Genomic DNA, 14,435 nt, shown 5'->3' with positions numbered 1-14,435 from the left:
TTCCTCCATATTCTTTATATTTTATTCATATAATAATGCTTTGATTTCTTCTTTATCGATATTTGAAGCATCATACCATTTAGAACCTGTATCTACGTCTTTAACTGTTTCACCTTTAGCTGAAGCAATTGCTAATTTAACAGCTTGGTAACCAATTTGAACTGGGTCTTGAGTAACTGAACCTACAAAGACACCTTTACGGATAGCATCTTGTTGTAAAGCACCTGAGTCAAAACCAACAGCTAAGATTTTATCTTTACCTAGTTTAGATTCTTTGAAACCACCGTTTGCGTTGATGATTGCTTTAGCAGCAAATTCATTTGAACCATAAACTGCAATAGTATCTTCTTTTTCTAACACTGTTGAAGCTTCTGTTTTACCAGCAGCATCATCTACTTGTGCAGGAACACGAACTTCAATGACAACTTTTGCATCTGCTTCAGAAACATTGTTTTTGAATTTGTCATGTCCAACTACAGCTGTTTTAATACCTTTTTTCTCTAATAGTTCAACCATTTTATCAATGAAACCACTTGTTCTTTGAGTAATTGATAGAGAGTTTACTTCTTGAGAAACAACCCCAATACGAGTTTTTTTATCTCCAACTTTATTTTCTAATAATTTGAATAAGTTTTCTGCAGCATTTCCCCCAGCAGCGTGGTTATCAGTTGAAGCTGTTGCTTTAATAGCTCCTTCTGGTGCACCAGGTACCCCTGAGTCAAACCCGATAATTGGAATATTTTTACTTTGAGCTTGTTTAATTGCATCTAATTCAGCTTCTGTATCTAAAGCTGCCAATGCAATAGCTTTTGGATTTTTGTTAATTGCGTTATTTAATTGTTCTAATTGTTCAGCAATCGCTGTTTCATTTTGAGGTCCTACGAATGTAATTTTAGCACCTAATTCATCTGCTGCTTTTGAAGCACCTTTGTTAACTGCTTTCCAAAAGTCATGTTGGAAACCTTTCGCAATTACTTCAACTTTAAAATCTCCACCTTTTGATCCTGCTGCTGATCCACCACCTGATTTAGATGAACAGCCTGCTAAGATTGCAGAAGCACAAGCAAAAGTGGCAATTGCAAATTTCAATGATTTTTTCATAAGATTTCTCTCCTTTTATCCATTTCCTTAGAAATGAATATTAAAATTTTGAAACACTCAATTCTTTTTAACGCTTATTTTTTCTTATTTTGACGGATTAAGATATCAGAGTAAACTGCTACAATTACGACAAATCCTGTGATGAATAATTGATAGTGTGGTTGTAAGTCGATATATGGTAAACCAATCTTCAATACTGACATGATGAATACCCCAATAATTGTACCAATTACTGAACCAACACCACCGGCTAATGAAGTACCACCAACTACTACCCCTGCGATTGCATCAAGTTCCATACCGTTACCAGTACCAGGTAGAATTGTTGAATAAGTTGCTGCATAAGCGATACCAGCTAAACCAGCTAATAATCCACTAATCACATAAGCTGTACCTTCCCATTTGATTACATTAACCCCAGAAAGTCTTGTAGCTTCTTTGTTCGAACCAATTGCGAAAATATAACGACCAACTTTTGTTTTATTTAATACAACTGCTGCTAAAAGTGCTACAACAATCAGTACAATCAACCCTGTCGGAAGATTATCTTGCGTTCTGAATAAGTCTTTATACCAGCCTTCACCTGTTCCACGTAATGGGAAAGTAATACTTTGTACATTAGATACGATTGAACTTAAACCACGTGAAATCATCATTGTACCAAGTGTTGCAATAAATGGTGGTAACCCAAATTTCGCAATCAATACTCCGTTGAATAATCCGAATACACCTCCAATCACTAAAATTGCTAAAAGTGCTAACCATAAAGGCCAACCCATTTTTGTATGGAGCACACCACCAGTAATAGCAGCACACATCATTACAGTACCGATAGATAAGTCAATCCCACCAGTAATAATAACGAATGTTACCCCAATAGCTAAAAACCCAATGTAATACGATGCATCTAAGATGCTGACTGCTGTATCAAATGAACGGAATGATTCACTTGAGATTGCAAAAAATCCGAAAATAACAATCAATGCGATTATTGCGATTAATTTTTGTAGCCCAACTGTTTTTACTAGTTTAGTCCAGATGGAGTTTCTCTCTTCCATATTTATACCCCTCTTCAATTATCGATCTGTAGCTAAAGCTAAGATACGTTCTTGTGTTGCTTGACTAATGTCAAGTTCTCCTGTTTTACGTCCTTCACACATAACAACAATACGGTCACTCATACGTAATATTTCTGTTAATTCTGAAGAAATCATAATGATTGATTTTCCTTGAGCAACTAGCTCGTTCATCAATGTATAAATTTCACTTTTGGCACCAACGTCAATTCCTCGAGTTGGTTCATCAAAGATTAAGATATCACTGTCTTGTTCTAACCATTTTGCGATAACAACTTTTTGTTGGTTACCACCTGATAAGTTACGAACTAATTGTTTTGAGGATGGTGTTTTTGTTCTTAATGATTTAACAAATTTATCACTTGCGGTTACAATTTCTGAATCATTAATTAAGAAGCTATGAACATATTTATCTAAGTTTGTCATTACTGTATTATTAGCAATTGTCATATCCACGATACATCCATAACGTTTACGGTCTTCTGATAAATATCCAATACCTTCTCGAATAGCATCCTGAGGATTTTTAATATCAACTTCTTTACCATTAATCTTAATGGTACCGCTATCTTTTTTGTCCGCACCGAATAATAATCGAGCTACTTCTGTACGCCCTGCCCCCATTAAACCGGAGAATCCTAAGATTTCTCCTTTTCTTAAAACAAAGCTTACATCTTTTACAGAACTTCCTGCATTTAAATGTTCAACTTCTAAGACTACTGGTGCATCTTCTGAAACTGCTGATGCTGCTTTTGGATCTTCATAAATTGTACGTCCTACCATCATGGCAATAATTTCATCTTTAGTTGTATCTTTTGTATTCACTGTTCCGACATATTCACCGTCACGCATAACTGTTACTCGGTCAGTAATACGAGCAATTTCGTCCATACGGTGGGAAATATAAGTAATTCCTACACCTTTTTGACGTAAATCATCAATAATTACGAATAATTCATTGATTTCTGATTCTGTTAAAGCTGCAGTTGGTTCATCGAATACGATTACTTTAGCATCCATCGATAACGCTTTCGCAATTTCAACCATTTGTTGTTTCCCTACTGTCAAATGACCCACTTTTTCTTGTGGATTAATATCCAGTTTTAACAAGTTAAATAATTCTTTTGCCTTCTTATTAGCTGCATTATCATCAATAAATAAACCTTGACTAATTTCTTCACGACCAATGAAAATATTTTGTGCTACTGTTAAATCATTCATCATATTTAATTCTTGGTGAACGATAACAATACCATCATCCATTGCTTCTTTTGGTTTTGAATATTCCACTTGTTTTCCGTTATAGTGAATCGTTCCTTCGTTTGGTTTATGAATCCCTGTAAGAACCTTCATTAATGTGGATTTTCCTGCACCATTTTCACCCATTAGGGCGTGTACTTCTCCAGCTCTTAAGTCGAAATCTACACCTTTTAAAGCTTTTACGGGGCCAAAACTTTTAACGATTCCCTTCATTTCAAGAATAACTGGATTACTCATGCGTTTCACCTACCTGTTCCAGTTTTATAACGCGCTCTTGGAGCGCTTTCATTTGTGCTTGTTGTTCAACGATGATGCCAACCATTTCAACGAGTAAGTGACTATTCATAAAATGATCCTGTGCATGTACAGCTAGTAATGTTGGAGCACTTGCTTCTCCTTTAATTTCTAGTTGAATCATTTCCGTTTGAATATTGTGAGCTTCTACTCCGCTAGCTTTGGCTTCATCGAGTAATTCTCTTGCAGATGATATATCACCTGCAAGAGCACTCTTCATGGATTGCATTGCTAAAGTTGTCACTTTACTACTTTTTACTATAAGTTGCATCAATCGTCCTGTTTCTGCTTTTTTAGTATCACTCATAGGCTTATCCTAATAATTCAATACCTTGTTTAAGAACTTCTTCTCCACGCATATTTTCAAAGTCTTCATCTGAAATTACGGCAACTGGAATATCAAGGTTTGCTTTTGCTTTTTCTTCAAGATAAGCTAATTGAGGTGATAAAAGTAGAACATCTACATTTTTTAAATTATCAACACCTGTAATTCCGACTGAATAGAATGAATAATCTAATTTATCACGATAAATCACTTCATGAATTCTTTCTACTAACATACTTGTTGTTAAACCACCAACACAGGCTAAAATAATTGTTTTTGTCATACTAATACCCCTTTTATTTATGAATTGGACCTAATAATTGGCAGGCACGATAATCAGCTGATTCTAAATCTTCTGTTCCGAATAATGACCAATTTTTTGGTCTGAAAATATCTTCTTCAGGTACATTGTGCATATTTACTGGGATACGTAGCATAGAAGCTAATGTAATTAAATCTGCACCAACATGTCCATAAGAGATTGCTCCGTGGTTAGCACCCCAGTTGTTCATGACATCGTATACAGACTTGAATGCACCTTTTCCTGTTAAGCGAGGAGCAAACCATGTTGTTGGCCAACCTGGATCTGTACGGTTATCTAATGTATGGTGAACTTCTTCTGGTAATTCTAATGTGTAACCTTCAGCAATTTGTAATACTGGTCCTACACCTTTTAATAAGTTTAAGCGAACCATTGTTACAGGCATATTTCCTTTTGTTAAGAAGCGAGTTGAGTAACCGCCACCACGGAAGTATTCTCTGTTTGCTGCTGGGAAATCAGTATTTTCAAGCATTGCATCCACTTCAGCTTGAGATAATTCCCAGAATGGTTTCATTACAGCTTCGCCATCACGAGTAGCTTGACCAGTTCCATCTAAAGTACAAGAACCTGAGTTAATTAAGTGTAAGAATCCATGTTCTGCATGACCTTCTAACTTATGTCCTGTTACACGTTCAACTGCTTCAGGGCTCCAGTAAGTACGAACGTCTGCGAAAATTTGAGGTGTATTTGTTAATAAGTAATTAAATAACATTGATACACCGTTTAATGCATCATTTTCAGTTGCGAAAATGTAAGGACGACGGATACCATTCCAGTCAAATTGAGTATTTAAGAATGTTTCCATAAAGTCCCCATTAGGGAAGTGGTCTGTCCATTGACGTTGACCTTGGAATCCACCTACTAAAGCATAGTGACCAACAGCTTCTTCTTCGAAACCTAGTTCAGCTAAGCGAGGGTTACCAACCATTAAGTCACGTCCAATCATGAACATTTTGATAACAAATTCCCATTGTTTATCTTTTTCTTCACGACTTAACACTAAATCTTCACGGTTATGGTCAAATCCTTCTTTAACATTTTCTTTTACCCAAGCAAGAGCACGTTCGAATTCTTCATGGTCATAAATACCACGGTCAATACGACGAGTAAATTCTGTCATATCTACTGATTCATTACGCATTCCTAAATATTCTTGGAAGAAATCAGGATTTACGATTGAACCACCAATACCCATTGATACGCTACCCATTGATAAGTAAGCTGTATCTCTCATTAATCCTGTTGCAAGAGCTGCTCTAGCATAACGTAAGATTTTTTCTTTTACATCTTCTGGAATTTCTGTAGTTGATGCTTCTTGAACATCTTTACCATAAATACCAAATGCTGGAATTCCTTTTTGAGCATGAGAAGCAAGAACTGCTGCTAAATATACAGCTCCTGGTCTTTCAGTTCCATTGAATCCCCAAATAGCATGTGGAATATCTGGCGACATATCCATTGTTTCACTACCATAACACCAACATGGAGTTACTGTAATTGTTGCACAAACATTTGATTTTTTGAATAATTCATGTGAAGCTGCTGCTTCTGGTACACGTCCAATTGTTGATGGTGAAATCACACATTCAACAGGTTGTCCATCCGGATACTTCAATGTTGACTCTAGCAAAACTGCTACACTCTTGGCCATATTCATTGTTTGTACTTCTAAAGATTCGCGAACCCCTTGACGACGGCCATCAATCGTAGGACGAATCCCGATACGTGGATGTTGTATCATTTTTTCCTTCCTCCTTGTTTTACCTTTTGTCAGTATTCTTTAATCCATATTCTGAATGTCTGACTATTTTTTATAATTTCCTACCATTTAAAACATTTGTTTTAAGAATTGCACCCTCCTTAATTTTATTGATACCTGTTGGCGTTACGATGATGGAATAATCATCAAATCGAATAGAGATATTTTAATCTGTTGTACAACTCTTGCTAATCATACCTTTTAGCGTAAATATCATAAATTCGATTTTTTAAACTACTTGTTCATCAAATGTCATAATAGTATCCTCTTTTTCTTGATTTAATAATACCAACATTAGAAAGCGTATACAATATATGAAAGCGCTATTGGAATTTCTTCAAATATTGTGCTATAATTTGTTCAAAAGTATTCATAATTGTTCAAGGTGTACTATATCAGGAGGGGTAATTATGGTGTCTTACGAAAGAATGTCCAAAATCCTAGATATTTTATCGAAGAGAAAAATGATATCTACGATTCAATTGGAATCTCTTATGTATTGTTCAACTTCAACCTTAAGGAGGGACTTAATTCAATTAGAAAAAGATGGGAAGATTATTCGTTCTCATGGGGAGGTCAGACTGGTTACAACAAATAATGTTGAATATACTTATGAATGTCGAAAACAAGAAGAAACTTTCGGGAAAAAAAATATCGCTGAAACAGCTTCAACTTTTTTAACTGATAATCAATCAATTTTTATTGATAGTTCTTCAACAGCTGCGATGCTTGTTCCATATTTTGCAAACTTACAAAATTTACGTATCATTACAAATGGACTAGAGATAGCTCGGCAACTAAATAATTTTGATAATATTACATTATTTTTCTGCGGTGGTCATATTGATTATGGGACTAATTCGGCATTGGGAGATTTTGCCAATCATTTTATCAATAATTTTCATGCTGATATTTGCTTTATGAGTTGTAGAGGTCTTGATCGTTTCGGCGCTTATGAAGCAAACCATAATCAAGCTTTATTAAAGCAACAAATGATTGCAAATGCAGACCTTACAGTATTATTAGCAGATTCTTCAAAGTTTAATACAAGTCACTATTTTAAATTAGCTAATTATAATGTGATTGACTATATTATTACAAATGAAGCACCTGTTGATTCATTCCAAGACACTGTTAATAAAGAATGCGAAATTCTTTGGTAGTAGCTATGAAATCTTTATAAAAATCTTTGACCTTTTTTGTATTTGGTTTTTCAATACAAAAAAGGATTTTTTAGTTTCTAAAAAGAAAACACAAAAAGACTTCCCATAGTAGCATAGGCATAAGACAACACGCTTTATGCTGCCGTCCTTCTGCTACTATAACCGGGAAGTCTATTCGTATCTATATAACATTTTTACAGCTCTCTTCGTCCTTCAATCGCTTTGAATAAAGTCATTTCATCTGCATATTCAATATCACTACCAACCGCAAGACCATGCGCTAAACGCGTCACTTTAATTCCAGCTGGTTTAATTAAACGAGATAAATACATCGCTGTTGCTTCACCTTCTGCAGTTGCATTCGTCGCAATAATTACTTCTTCTACAGTAGGATCTTGAAGACGCTGAATAAGAGAAGCCACATTAATATCATCAGGTCCAGTTCCTTCCATTGGAGAAAGAACACCATGAAGAACATGGTACAAACCTTTATATTCCTTCATTCTCTCTAAACTCATCACATCACGACTGTCTTCAACAACTAGTAATTTTGTTCTATCTCTAGAAGCATCTTGGCAAATCTCGCAAGGATCTTCTTGCGTAATATTTCCACAAACAGAACACATCGTTAAATCTCGTTTACAACTAATGAGTGCATTGGCAAAATTCATCACTTCTTCTTCTGGCATTTCCATGCTGAAAAAAGCAAGACGAGCTGCTGTTTTTGCCCCGATTCCAGGTAGTTTCATATAACTATCCATTAATCGAGCAATTGGTTCTGGATATTGCATCCTCTCACCTCAACCCATTAAAATCCAGAGATATTTAATCCTCTAGTAAATTGTCCCATTGTTTGTTCATTTGCTTTTTCAGCTTGTTCTAACGCACGATTTGTTGCCATTAATACTAAATCTTGTAATAATTCAACATCGTCACCATCCACAGCTTCTGGTTTAATTGATACAGAAAGTACTTGACGTTTTCCATTCACTGTCACTTGTACTAAGTCACTTTGAGAGCTTCCTACATATTCTGTTTGGTTTAACTCCTCTTGAGCTTGTGCCATTTGTTTTTGTAATTTTTGCATTTGTTTCATCATACCTTGCATATTTCCCATTCCACGCATGTTGATTCCTCCTTAATTGTTTTCTGTTTCTTCTGAAATATGAACAATTTCTTCTCCAAACAAATCAATTGTATTTTGAACTAATTGTTCTACTTCGTTTTTTTCTTCTTCATCAGTCGGTTGCTCTTCCATTTCTGTTGCATGAGTCACACCTTCTGCTTCTTGTTTTTCTTTCTTATCTCGTAAATAATCTTGTCGAATTTGTGCCCATTGTTCTCCTGTCATGCTGACAAAATTTCCAGGATACTGTGCTAATGTTTGACAATGACGAGCAATATCTTCATGAAGTTCTACACTTTCCTGTGCTCTTTGGCATAAAATTTCATAATCAAATTTTAAGACAAAGCCATTTGGACTGGCCGCTACAGGTTCGCTTGCTTTCAATAGCGCTCTTTGAGTGGTCGAAAGCATTTGTAATAAATCTCCCCACAATTCTCGAATAAAAATTAAATCTTTACGAGTTGCAGCATCTAATACTTTATAAACTTCACCAATATTTGGCTTATACGTACTTGATTTAGCTTGTGGAGTTGATGTCACTTTTTTAGGAACTACTACACCTTGTCCTTGTAATAATTGAGACATCTGTTGTTGCAAACTTTGTAACTGTTGTTCTAATTGTGAGAGATATTCCTGATTAGCTGGTGCTGCTTGCCCGGCTATTGCTACTACAGGTTGTGCCATTTTAATCGTAAAGACTTCTAGGCTAATCGTTGGTTTTGTCGTAAATCGCATTTCTTGTTGCGTTTGATTTAAAGCATCCATAAAGCGATATAAAAAGGCTTCTTCGACTTCTTTTGCAAATGATACAAAAGCTTCACTTCTACCAATCATATCTCCCGTTTGTTTTGCTACTAATAAATCTCTAGAAAATTCTAGCCATTCTTCAATTAATCGAGATGCTTCTTTTCCTAACAATAATAAGTCTTGCAATTGTAATAAAGCAGCTTGCGCTTGTTGTTGAGTCAATAAGCGAACAAATTCAATCATTAAATCATCCGTTAAACTTCCAGAAACTTGAATGGCTTGTTCAAAACTCACTTTGTCATCACTAAATGAAATGACTTGATCTAATAAACTTAATGCGTCACGCATTCCACCATTGGCACAACGAGCAATGACACTTAGAGCTTCTTCTTCATACACAATTCCTTCTTGTTCTAAAATATAACGAAGTCTTTGAATAATTTCATCATTCGTAATTCTTCTAAAATCAAATCGCTGTGTTCTTGAAATAATCGTCGCTGGAATTTTATGTGGTTCAGTTGTCGCTAGTATAAAAATGACATTTTTAGGAGGTTCTTCCAATGTTTTTAATAAAGCATTGAATGCTCCCGTCGATAACATATGCACTTCATCGATTATATAAACTTTATACGTCGCTTGAGTTGGAGCATAACGAGCCTTATCTCGAATATCACGAATTTCTTCTACCCCATTATTACTCGCCGCATCGATTTCAATAACGTCCCCAATGGTTCCTTCTGTAATACCTTTACATAATAAACAGTCATTACAAGGTTCTCCATCTTGAGGATTTAAACAATTAATAGCTTTCGCAAAAATTTTTGCCGCACTTGTCTTCCCAGTTCCTCTTGGACCTGTAAATAAGTACGCATGACTCGTTTTATGATGGATAATTGCATTTTTCAACGTTTTCGTAACTGCAGTTTGTCCCACCATATCTTCAAATTTTTGTGGTCGCCATTTTCGGTATAACGCTTGATAAGCCATCGGTCTTCTCCTTTTGACTTTATACTAAGAAAACACAACGCTACAATCGTAGGTTATGTTTTCTATCCTTTACTATTTTACATTTTTTTATGACATTTGACTACCGGAATGTTCCAAAAACAGACATCGGTGCTTTAGAGTTTGCAATAAAACTTGTCACCTCTGGAGTCGTAAAAATATTCAAGCGATGTTTTGCACGAGTACAAGTTGTATAGAACATAAAACGTTCTTTCATCGTTGCATAGCGATCTTTTGTAGCTTGCCAAACAAATACTTGGTCAAATTCTAATCCTTTAGCAACTTCAATCGTTGTTACTACTAATCGACTACCTAATGATTCACTTGTATCTTCTAATAATTCAGCATCATACTCAACTAACTCTTTTTGTAAAGCTTTCGCTTCATCCATTGTACGACAGAAAATAGCATTAGTATGATAACATTCAGGAGTTTCTTCGACTAATTTCTTCAAACGTTCAATGGAAGGTTCTTCATCGACAAATACTCCAACTTCTTCACCCGTACGTGGGAAGACATTTTTATCTAATTCCCATCCTAAAATACCATTGGCAAAGCGAGTAATTTGCGCGGTACAACGGTAACTAATTTCTAATGAACGATGCTCTAATACACGTTCTTTGAAAAAGGCTACTACTAATTCTGGATGACGTTCTTCTAAAGAGAAAATCGTTGTAGCTGTTGAGAATGATTGGAATGTATCTCCTACTACGGTAAATTTCGCGCGGAAATAATAATTGGATAAAGCTGCCATAAATAATAATGATACATCTTGAACTTCATCGATGAACAAGTGAGTATAACCTTGATAATCACGAATTGGAGCAATCATTGTTGCTACGTAAAGTAACACTCTTACTCCTTCTGCTGTTACTTGAAGACGTCCTTCACCTGTATCTTTTAAAGGTAATTGAGCATTATCTACTTTTCCTAACTCTTCTCTACGCTGTTTAGCTAGCGGCATCCAGTCCTGTAAATGTTTTGCAAAATTCACAAAAGCAAACATTTCTACTTGTTGCTCTGCTTCTAATGATTGTTTTTCAAATACTCGTTGTCCTAGCATTTGATAATATTCTGTTTCACTATTAAATTCTTCATTTTTCATCAATACTTCAATTTGCATTGGTGACATATCTTCATAGACACGTTTAGCAACTTCAGAAACATAGAAACGATTTAAACGACGTTTCAAGTTCTTTTCTAACACTTCCTGAATTTGTACTAATTGTTGATATAACGTCAATTTTGGATTTACTTGTTCGATGATTTTTTGATAATCTTTTTCACCAAAAATTCTAAATCCTTTAATTGAAATCGGACGGAAATGTAAATTAGCTACCGATAAAGCTGGCAATTGCTCAGTAATTAAAGCTGCCCACTCACTATCTGTTAAATATGCTCTTCTTGTTTTAGTTGGTACTAACATACTTGTTTTATTTAAGAAAAATTTCTTAAACAATTCTACTGTATGTTGCGCTAATGTTTGTTGATATAATTCACTACCTGTTAAATTCGGAATAACGTGTGAAATATATTTGGCAAACAATTGGTTACGTGATAACAACAACATATCATTATGGTTTTGATCTTTTGATTGATACATCAAATATGCAATACGTTGTAATAAAATCGTTGTCTTCCCACTACCTGCACAACCATTAACGATTAACCAGTCTTTTTGTTTATGACGAATAATTTCATTTTGTTCCTTTTGAATCGTCGCAGTAATTCCTTCTAAATGTCCATCACGATTCGTAGGTGCACTTAACGTTTCCATTAATAATGATTCTTCATTTTCTACATCATAAACCGATTGAATTTTCCCTTTTTTAATCACAATATCACGTTTTAAAAAGGCTTGACCATGTTGAATTCCTGAAGGAGTTTGATACGTTAAATCTCCTAATGTTCCTTCATAAAATAAACTGGCAATTGGCGCGCGCCAATCATATACTTGCACTTGTTTCTCTTCATCAAAAAATGTTGACGAACCAATATACATTTTTTCAACTTCTGGTTCACCTTCAAATTGAACATCAATTCTTCCAAAATACGGAGATTCTTTTTGATCTTCTAATTGGTGAATTGAAAAATCAATAAAATCTTGACGTTGCTGATCTAAATTTTCATCTTTTAATCTTAGTTTTTCAGATTGTATTTTTGCATCAAATTTTGATTGAACTTCTACTAAGTGCTTTTCTTCTTCTTTGAACCCTTTATTTTTCACTAGAGAGCTCCTCCATCTATCCCAAAATACTTACTTATAAAAACAGGCTGGAACACTAGCCCCAGCCTGTAATTTCTTCTATGTACATACAGCACATAACGAACGATACTTATAGCTGCTTCCTTCCGGACCTGACTCGATTCATATGTTCGCTATTGCCATATGGCCTAACGGCAGATACTATTATACTTTATTTTCCTGAAAATTGCAACAGTGCAAAGAAAATAGTTTTCAAGTGCAAACACAAGTAAGAATGTCCTGAATCATAGAAGTAACATTACATGTATAAGTAGATAGAAAGCAACGACAAAGGCTAAAAATAACAAAAAGGTCCCTAGGGAACTGACATTCCTTAGAGACTTTGCTGTGCTAGCGCACTACATTTTCGTAAAATATTATATCACGTAAAAATTAAGCTGTCTAACTCTTGAAAAATTAGCAGTTTTACCTTATTAAATACAAGTAAAAATAACCAAAAGAATATTATTATAACAACGTGATTTTTTACACATTTCACTGTTATTTTCATTTCGTTTATGGTACACTCTCGGCGTAGAAAGTTTTAAAGCGGTGGCAATCTCTATAAAGGTAGGTGATGCTTATGAGCATCTGTTTAAAATCTATCGAAAGGAGGTTGTATTTTGTCAGTCTATGAAGCTTTGACATTAGTGTGTTCTTTTGCGACTTTACTAGTTGCATTAGTATCACTTATTGTTAAATTAATAGATATGAAAACAAAAAAATAACACCGCTCATAACTTTGCCTGATTGAGTGATGTTATTTCATCCTAATTAGCCACCGTCTTTTCAACGGTCTAAATCAGAGTCGAGTTGCAGCTCGGCTCTTTTTGTGTCTTCATTATACCAAAAAGAAAACGAATTGCAAACTTCGCAAATCCAAGTTTCCTCACATTTGTTCAGATTGTTCAATTACCTAAAATGTACATTTTTACTCATTACATTTATAATAATGAATAAGTAAATTGATTAAGGAGTTCATATGAAAGTACAAAGACCTAACTTTAAAGATATCCATTCATTTGAAGAATTTAATTGTTACTATTGGTACCGAGAAGAACTATCACAAATTTGTAAATCCCTTGGATTAGAGTATAGAGGTACGAAGCAAGAATTGAATGATATAATTCATCAATATTTTTTAGGAAATAAAATAGAAAAAAGAGTGAGCAACAAAACCAAAAATCAAGTCGAAGTTATAACTTTGGAAACTCCATTACTTTACTGTGGTTTTTCTTTCAATCAAAAATTTCGAGATTATTTTTCATCTGTAACAGGGATTAGTCCATTTAAATTTAGTGCTGATATGGCAACAGCTTGGCGAAAAGTAAAAAGAGAAAAAGACATCAACTTCACGATTCAAGATATGCTTAAAATATATTATGGTGAATCAGATTATGCTCAATATGATAGTTCAGCTTGTCAATGGAATCAGTTTTTAAAAGATTTTTGCTTAGATGAATGTGGCAATTTTTATTCTAATAAATTAAAAGTTGCATCGATTCTTTGGAAAGAAGTTAGAAATTCGACAAATAAAAAAATTTACACAAGAGAACTTTTAAAAAAATATGAACACAAAGTAACGGAATACCTTAAGAAATCAGGTTCTAGTTCATCGAATTAAATAAAATAGAATAGTTAATTACAAAAGAGAGCGGTAGTAAAAACAAAAAACGGTGAGTAACCTAATGAAGTGACCCCAAAAAGTTAGACTTTTTTTGAGACGACTTAAGTCGTCTCTTTTTGATTCATAAAACAAAATGTATGAATAACCCCCTAGGGGGTTCGCGCCAAAATTTTTGGCGCGTTTTTTTCTTGGATACATTATTTAACTTTCAAATAAATTTACTAGTTATGCAATACTAGCATAGTTTGAATAAGCTATTCTATAATTTACAGGACTCAGTCCATTCAATTTAATTTTTATACGTTTATTGTTGTAGTAATCAATATAATTGATAATAGCTTTCTCTAATTCGTCAAGAGACTTAAATTCCTTTTCAAATCCATAA

At 34.4% G+C, this 14,435-nt stretch carries 14 protein-coding genes and 1 other RNA gene; 3 read left to right on the top strand and 12 right to left on the bottom strand.

What is annotated here, in order from left to right; translation table 11 throughout:
* Positions 1 to 21: 21 nt before the first annotated feature.
* From RWZ86_RS01815 to RWZ86_RS01790, 6 genes are all read right to left on the bottom strand, one after another.
* Positions 22 to 1,101, bottom strand: coding sequence for an ABC transporter substrate-binding protein (locus RWZ86_RS01815; protein WP_314679509.1), 1,080 nt, complete (start codon positions 1,099 to 1,101; stop codon positions 22 to 24).
* Between the two features lie 74 nt (positions 1,102 to 1,175).
* Positions 1,176 to 2,159, bottom strand: coding sequence for an ABC transporter permease (locus tag RWZ86_RS01810; protein WP_314076841.1), 984 nt, complete (start codon positions 2,157 to 2,159; stop codon positions 1,176 to 1,178).
* 18 nt (positions 2,160 to 2,177) lie between these two features.
* Complete coding sequence (locus RWZ86_RS01805) at positions 2,178 to 3,674, bottom strand: sugar ABC transporter ATP-binding protein (RefSeq protein WP_314679507.1); 1,497 nt, start codon at positions 3,672 to 3,674, stop codon at positions 2,178 to 2,180.
* On the bottom strand, positions 3,667 to 4,038 hold the full coding sequence (locus RWZ86_RS01800; RefSeq protein WP_314679505.1) for a PTS lactose/cellobiose transporter subunit IIA: 372 nt from the start codon (positions 4,036 to 4,038) through the stop codon (positions 3,667 to 3,669). Before RWZ86_RS01800 ends, RWZ86_RS01805 begins: the two co-directional genes overlap by 8 nt.
* Before the next feature lie 4 nt (positions 4,039 to 4,042).
* Complete coding sequence (locus tag RWZ86_RS01795) at positions 4,043 to 4,339, bottom strand: PTS sugar transporter subunit IIB (protein WP_314354804.1); 297 nt, start codon at positions 4,337 to 4,339, stop codon at positions 4,043 to 4,045.
* 13 nt (positions 4,340 to 4,352) lie between these two features.
* Positions 4,353 to 6,119, bottom strand: a complete 1,767-nt coding sequence (locus tag RWZ86_RS01790; protein WP_314679502.1) for an L-fucose isomerase — start codon at positions 6,117 to 6,119, stop codon at positions 4,353 to 4,355.
* 428 nt (positions 6,120 to 6,547) lie between these two features.
* Between RWZ86_RS01790 and RWZ86_RS01785 the strand changes: the two genes are divergently transcribed.
* A complete protein-coding gene (locus tag RWZ86_RS01785) occupies positions 6,548 to 7,300 on the top strand; it encodes a DeoR/GlpR family DNA-binding transcription regulator (RefSeq protein WP_314679500.1) in 753 nt (250 codons plus the stop codon).
* 194 nt (positions 7,301 to 7,494) lie between these two features.
* On the opposite strand, the gene recR is transcribed toward RWZ86_RS01785, so the two are convergent.
* The 5 genes from recR to ffs all read right to left on the bottom strand — a co-directional run bounded on the left by recR (position 7,495) and on the right by ffs (position 12,578).
* Positions 7,495 to 8,091: a recombination mediator RecR gene (recR, locus tag RWZ86_RS01780; RefSeq protein ID WP_314679498.1), complete on the bottom strand. Its 597-nt coding sequence runs from the start codon at positions 8,089 to 8,091 to the stop codon at positions 7,495 to 7,497.
* 17 nt (positions 8,092 to 8,108) lie between these two features.
* Positions 8,109 to 8,426, bottom strand: a complete 318-nt coding sequence (locus RWZ86_RS01775) for a YbaB/EbfC family nucleoid-associated protein (protein WP_314679496.1) — start codon at positions 8,424 to 8,426, stop codon at positions 8,109 to 8,111.
* 12 nt (positions 8,427 to 8,438) lie between these two features.
* Positions 8,439 to 10,160: a DNA polymerase III subunit gamma/tau gene (dnaX, locus tag RWZ86_RS01770; protein WP_314679494.1), complete on the bottom strand. Its 1,722-nt coding sequence runs from the start codon at positions 10,158 to 10,160 to the stop codon at positions 8,439 to 8,441.
* A gap of 100 nt (positions 10,161 to 10,260) precedes the next feature.
* Positions 10,261 to 12,405, bottom strand: coding sequence for a UvrD-helicase domain-containing protein (locus RWZ86_RS01765; protein ID WP_314679491.1), 2,145 nt, complete (start codon positions 12,403 to 12,405; stop codon positions 10,261 to 10,263).
* A 73-nt stretch (positions 12,406 to 12,478) separates the two neighbouring features.
* An RNA gene (ffs, locus tag RWZ86_RS01760) (signal recognition particle sRNA small type) lies at positions 12,479 to 12,578 on the bottom strand.
* Between the two features lie 468 nt (positions 12,579 to 13,046).
* On the opposite strand from ffs, the gene RWZ86_RS08240 reads away from it, so the two are divergent.
* Together RWZ86_RS08240 and RWZ86_RS01755 are read left to right on the top strand one after the other, a co-directional pair.
* On the top strand, positions 13,047 to 13,151 hold the full coding sequence (locus tag RWZ86_RS08240; RefSeq protein WP_314255900.1) for a putative holin-like toxin: 105 nt from the start codon (positions 13,047 to 13,049) through the stop codon (positions 13,149 to 13,151).
* Between the two features lie 254 nt (positions 13,152 to 13,405).
* Positions 13,406 to 14,047, top strand: a complete 642-nt coding sequence (locus RWZ86_RS01755) for an SAP domain-containing protein (protein WP_314679489.1) — start codon at positions 13,406 to 13,408, stop codon at positions 14,045 to 14,047.
* Positions 14,048 to 14,275: 228 nt separating this feature from the next.
* On the opposite strand, the gene RWZ86_RS01750 is transcribed toward RWZ86_RS01755, so the two are convergent.
* On the bottom strand, positions 14,276 to 14,435 hold a 160-nt coding region (locus RWZ86_RS01750; RefSeq protein ID WP_314679560.1), incomplete at its 5' end, for an IS3 family transposase.

Source organism: uncultured Granulicatella sp. (assembly GCF_963545075.1).
Classification (GTDB): Bacteria; Bacillota; Bacilli; order Lactobacillales; family Aerococcaceae; genus Granulicatella.
The sequence above is the reverse complement of the archived record's forward strand: the minus strand, read 5'-3'. Positions and strand labels throughout refer to the sequence as shown.

What these genes read in the sequence shown, in the direction of transcription:
- RWZ86_RS01815 (WP_314679509.1), bottom strand. Translation starts at nt 1,101, where the DNA reads ATGAAAAAATCATTGAAATTTGCAATTGCCACTTTTGCTTGTGCTTCT.
- RWZ86_RS01810 (WP_314076841.1), bottom strand. Translation starts at nt 2,159, where the DNA reads ATGGAAGAGAGAAACTCCATCTGGACTAAACTAGTAAAAACAGTTGGG.
- RWZ86_RS01805 (WP_314679507.1), bottom strand. Translation starts at nt 3,674, where the DNA reads ATGAGTAATCCAGTTATTCTTGAAATGAAGGGAATCGTTAAAAGTTTT.
- RWZ86_RS01800 (WP_314679505.1), bottom strand. Translation starts at nt 4,038, where the DNA reads ATGAGTGATACTAAAAAAGCAGAAACAGGACGATTGATGCAACTTATA.
- RWZ86_RS01795 (WP_314354804.1), bottom strand. Translation starts at nt 4,339, where the DNA reads ATGACAAAAACAATTATTTTAGCCTGTGTTGGTGGTTTAACAACAAGT.
- RWZ86_RS01790 (WP_314679502.1), bottom strand. Translation starts at nt 6,119, where the DNA reads ATGATACAACATCCACGTATCGGGATTCGTCCTACGATTGATGGCCGT.
- RWZ86_RS01785 (WP_314679500.1), top strand. Translation starts at nt 6,548, where the DNA reads ATGGTGTCTTACGAAAGAATGTCCAAAATCCTAGATATTTTATCGAAG.
- recR (WP_314679498.1), bottom strand. Translation starts at nt 8,091, where the DNA reads ATGCAATATCCAGAACCAATTGCTCGATTAATGGATAGTTATATGAAA.
- RWZ86_RS01775 (WP_314679496.1), bottom strand. Translation starts at nt 8,426, where the DNA reads ATGCGTGGAATGGGAAATATGCAAGGTATGATGAAACAAATGCAAAAA.
- dnaX (WP_314679494.1), bottom strand. Translation starts at nt 10,160, where the DNA reads ATGGCTTATCAAGCGTTATACCGAAAATGGCGACCACAAAAATTTGAA.
- RWZ86_RS01755 (WP_314679489.1), top strand. Translation starts at nt 13,406, where the DNA reads ATGAAAGTACAAAGACCTAACTTTAAAGATATCCATTCATTTGAAGAA.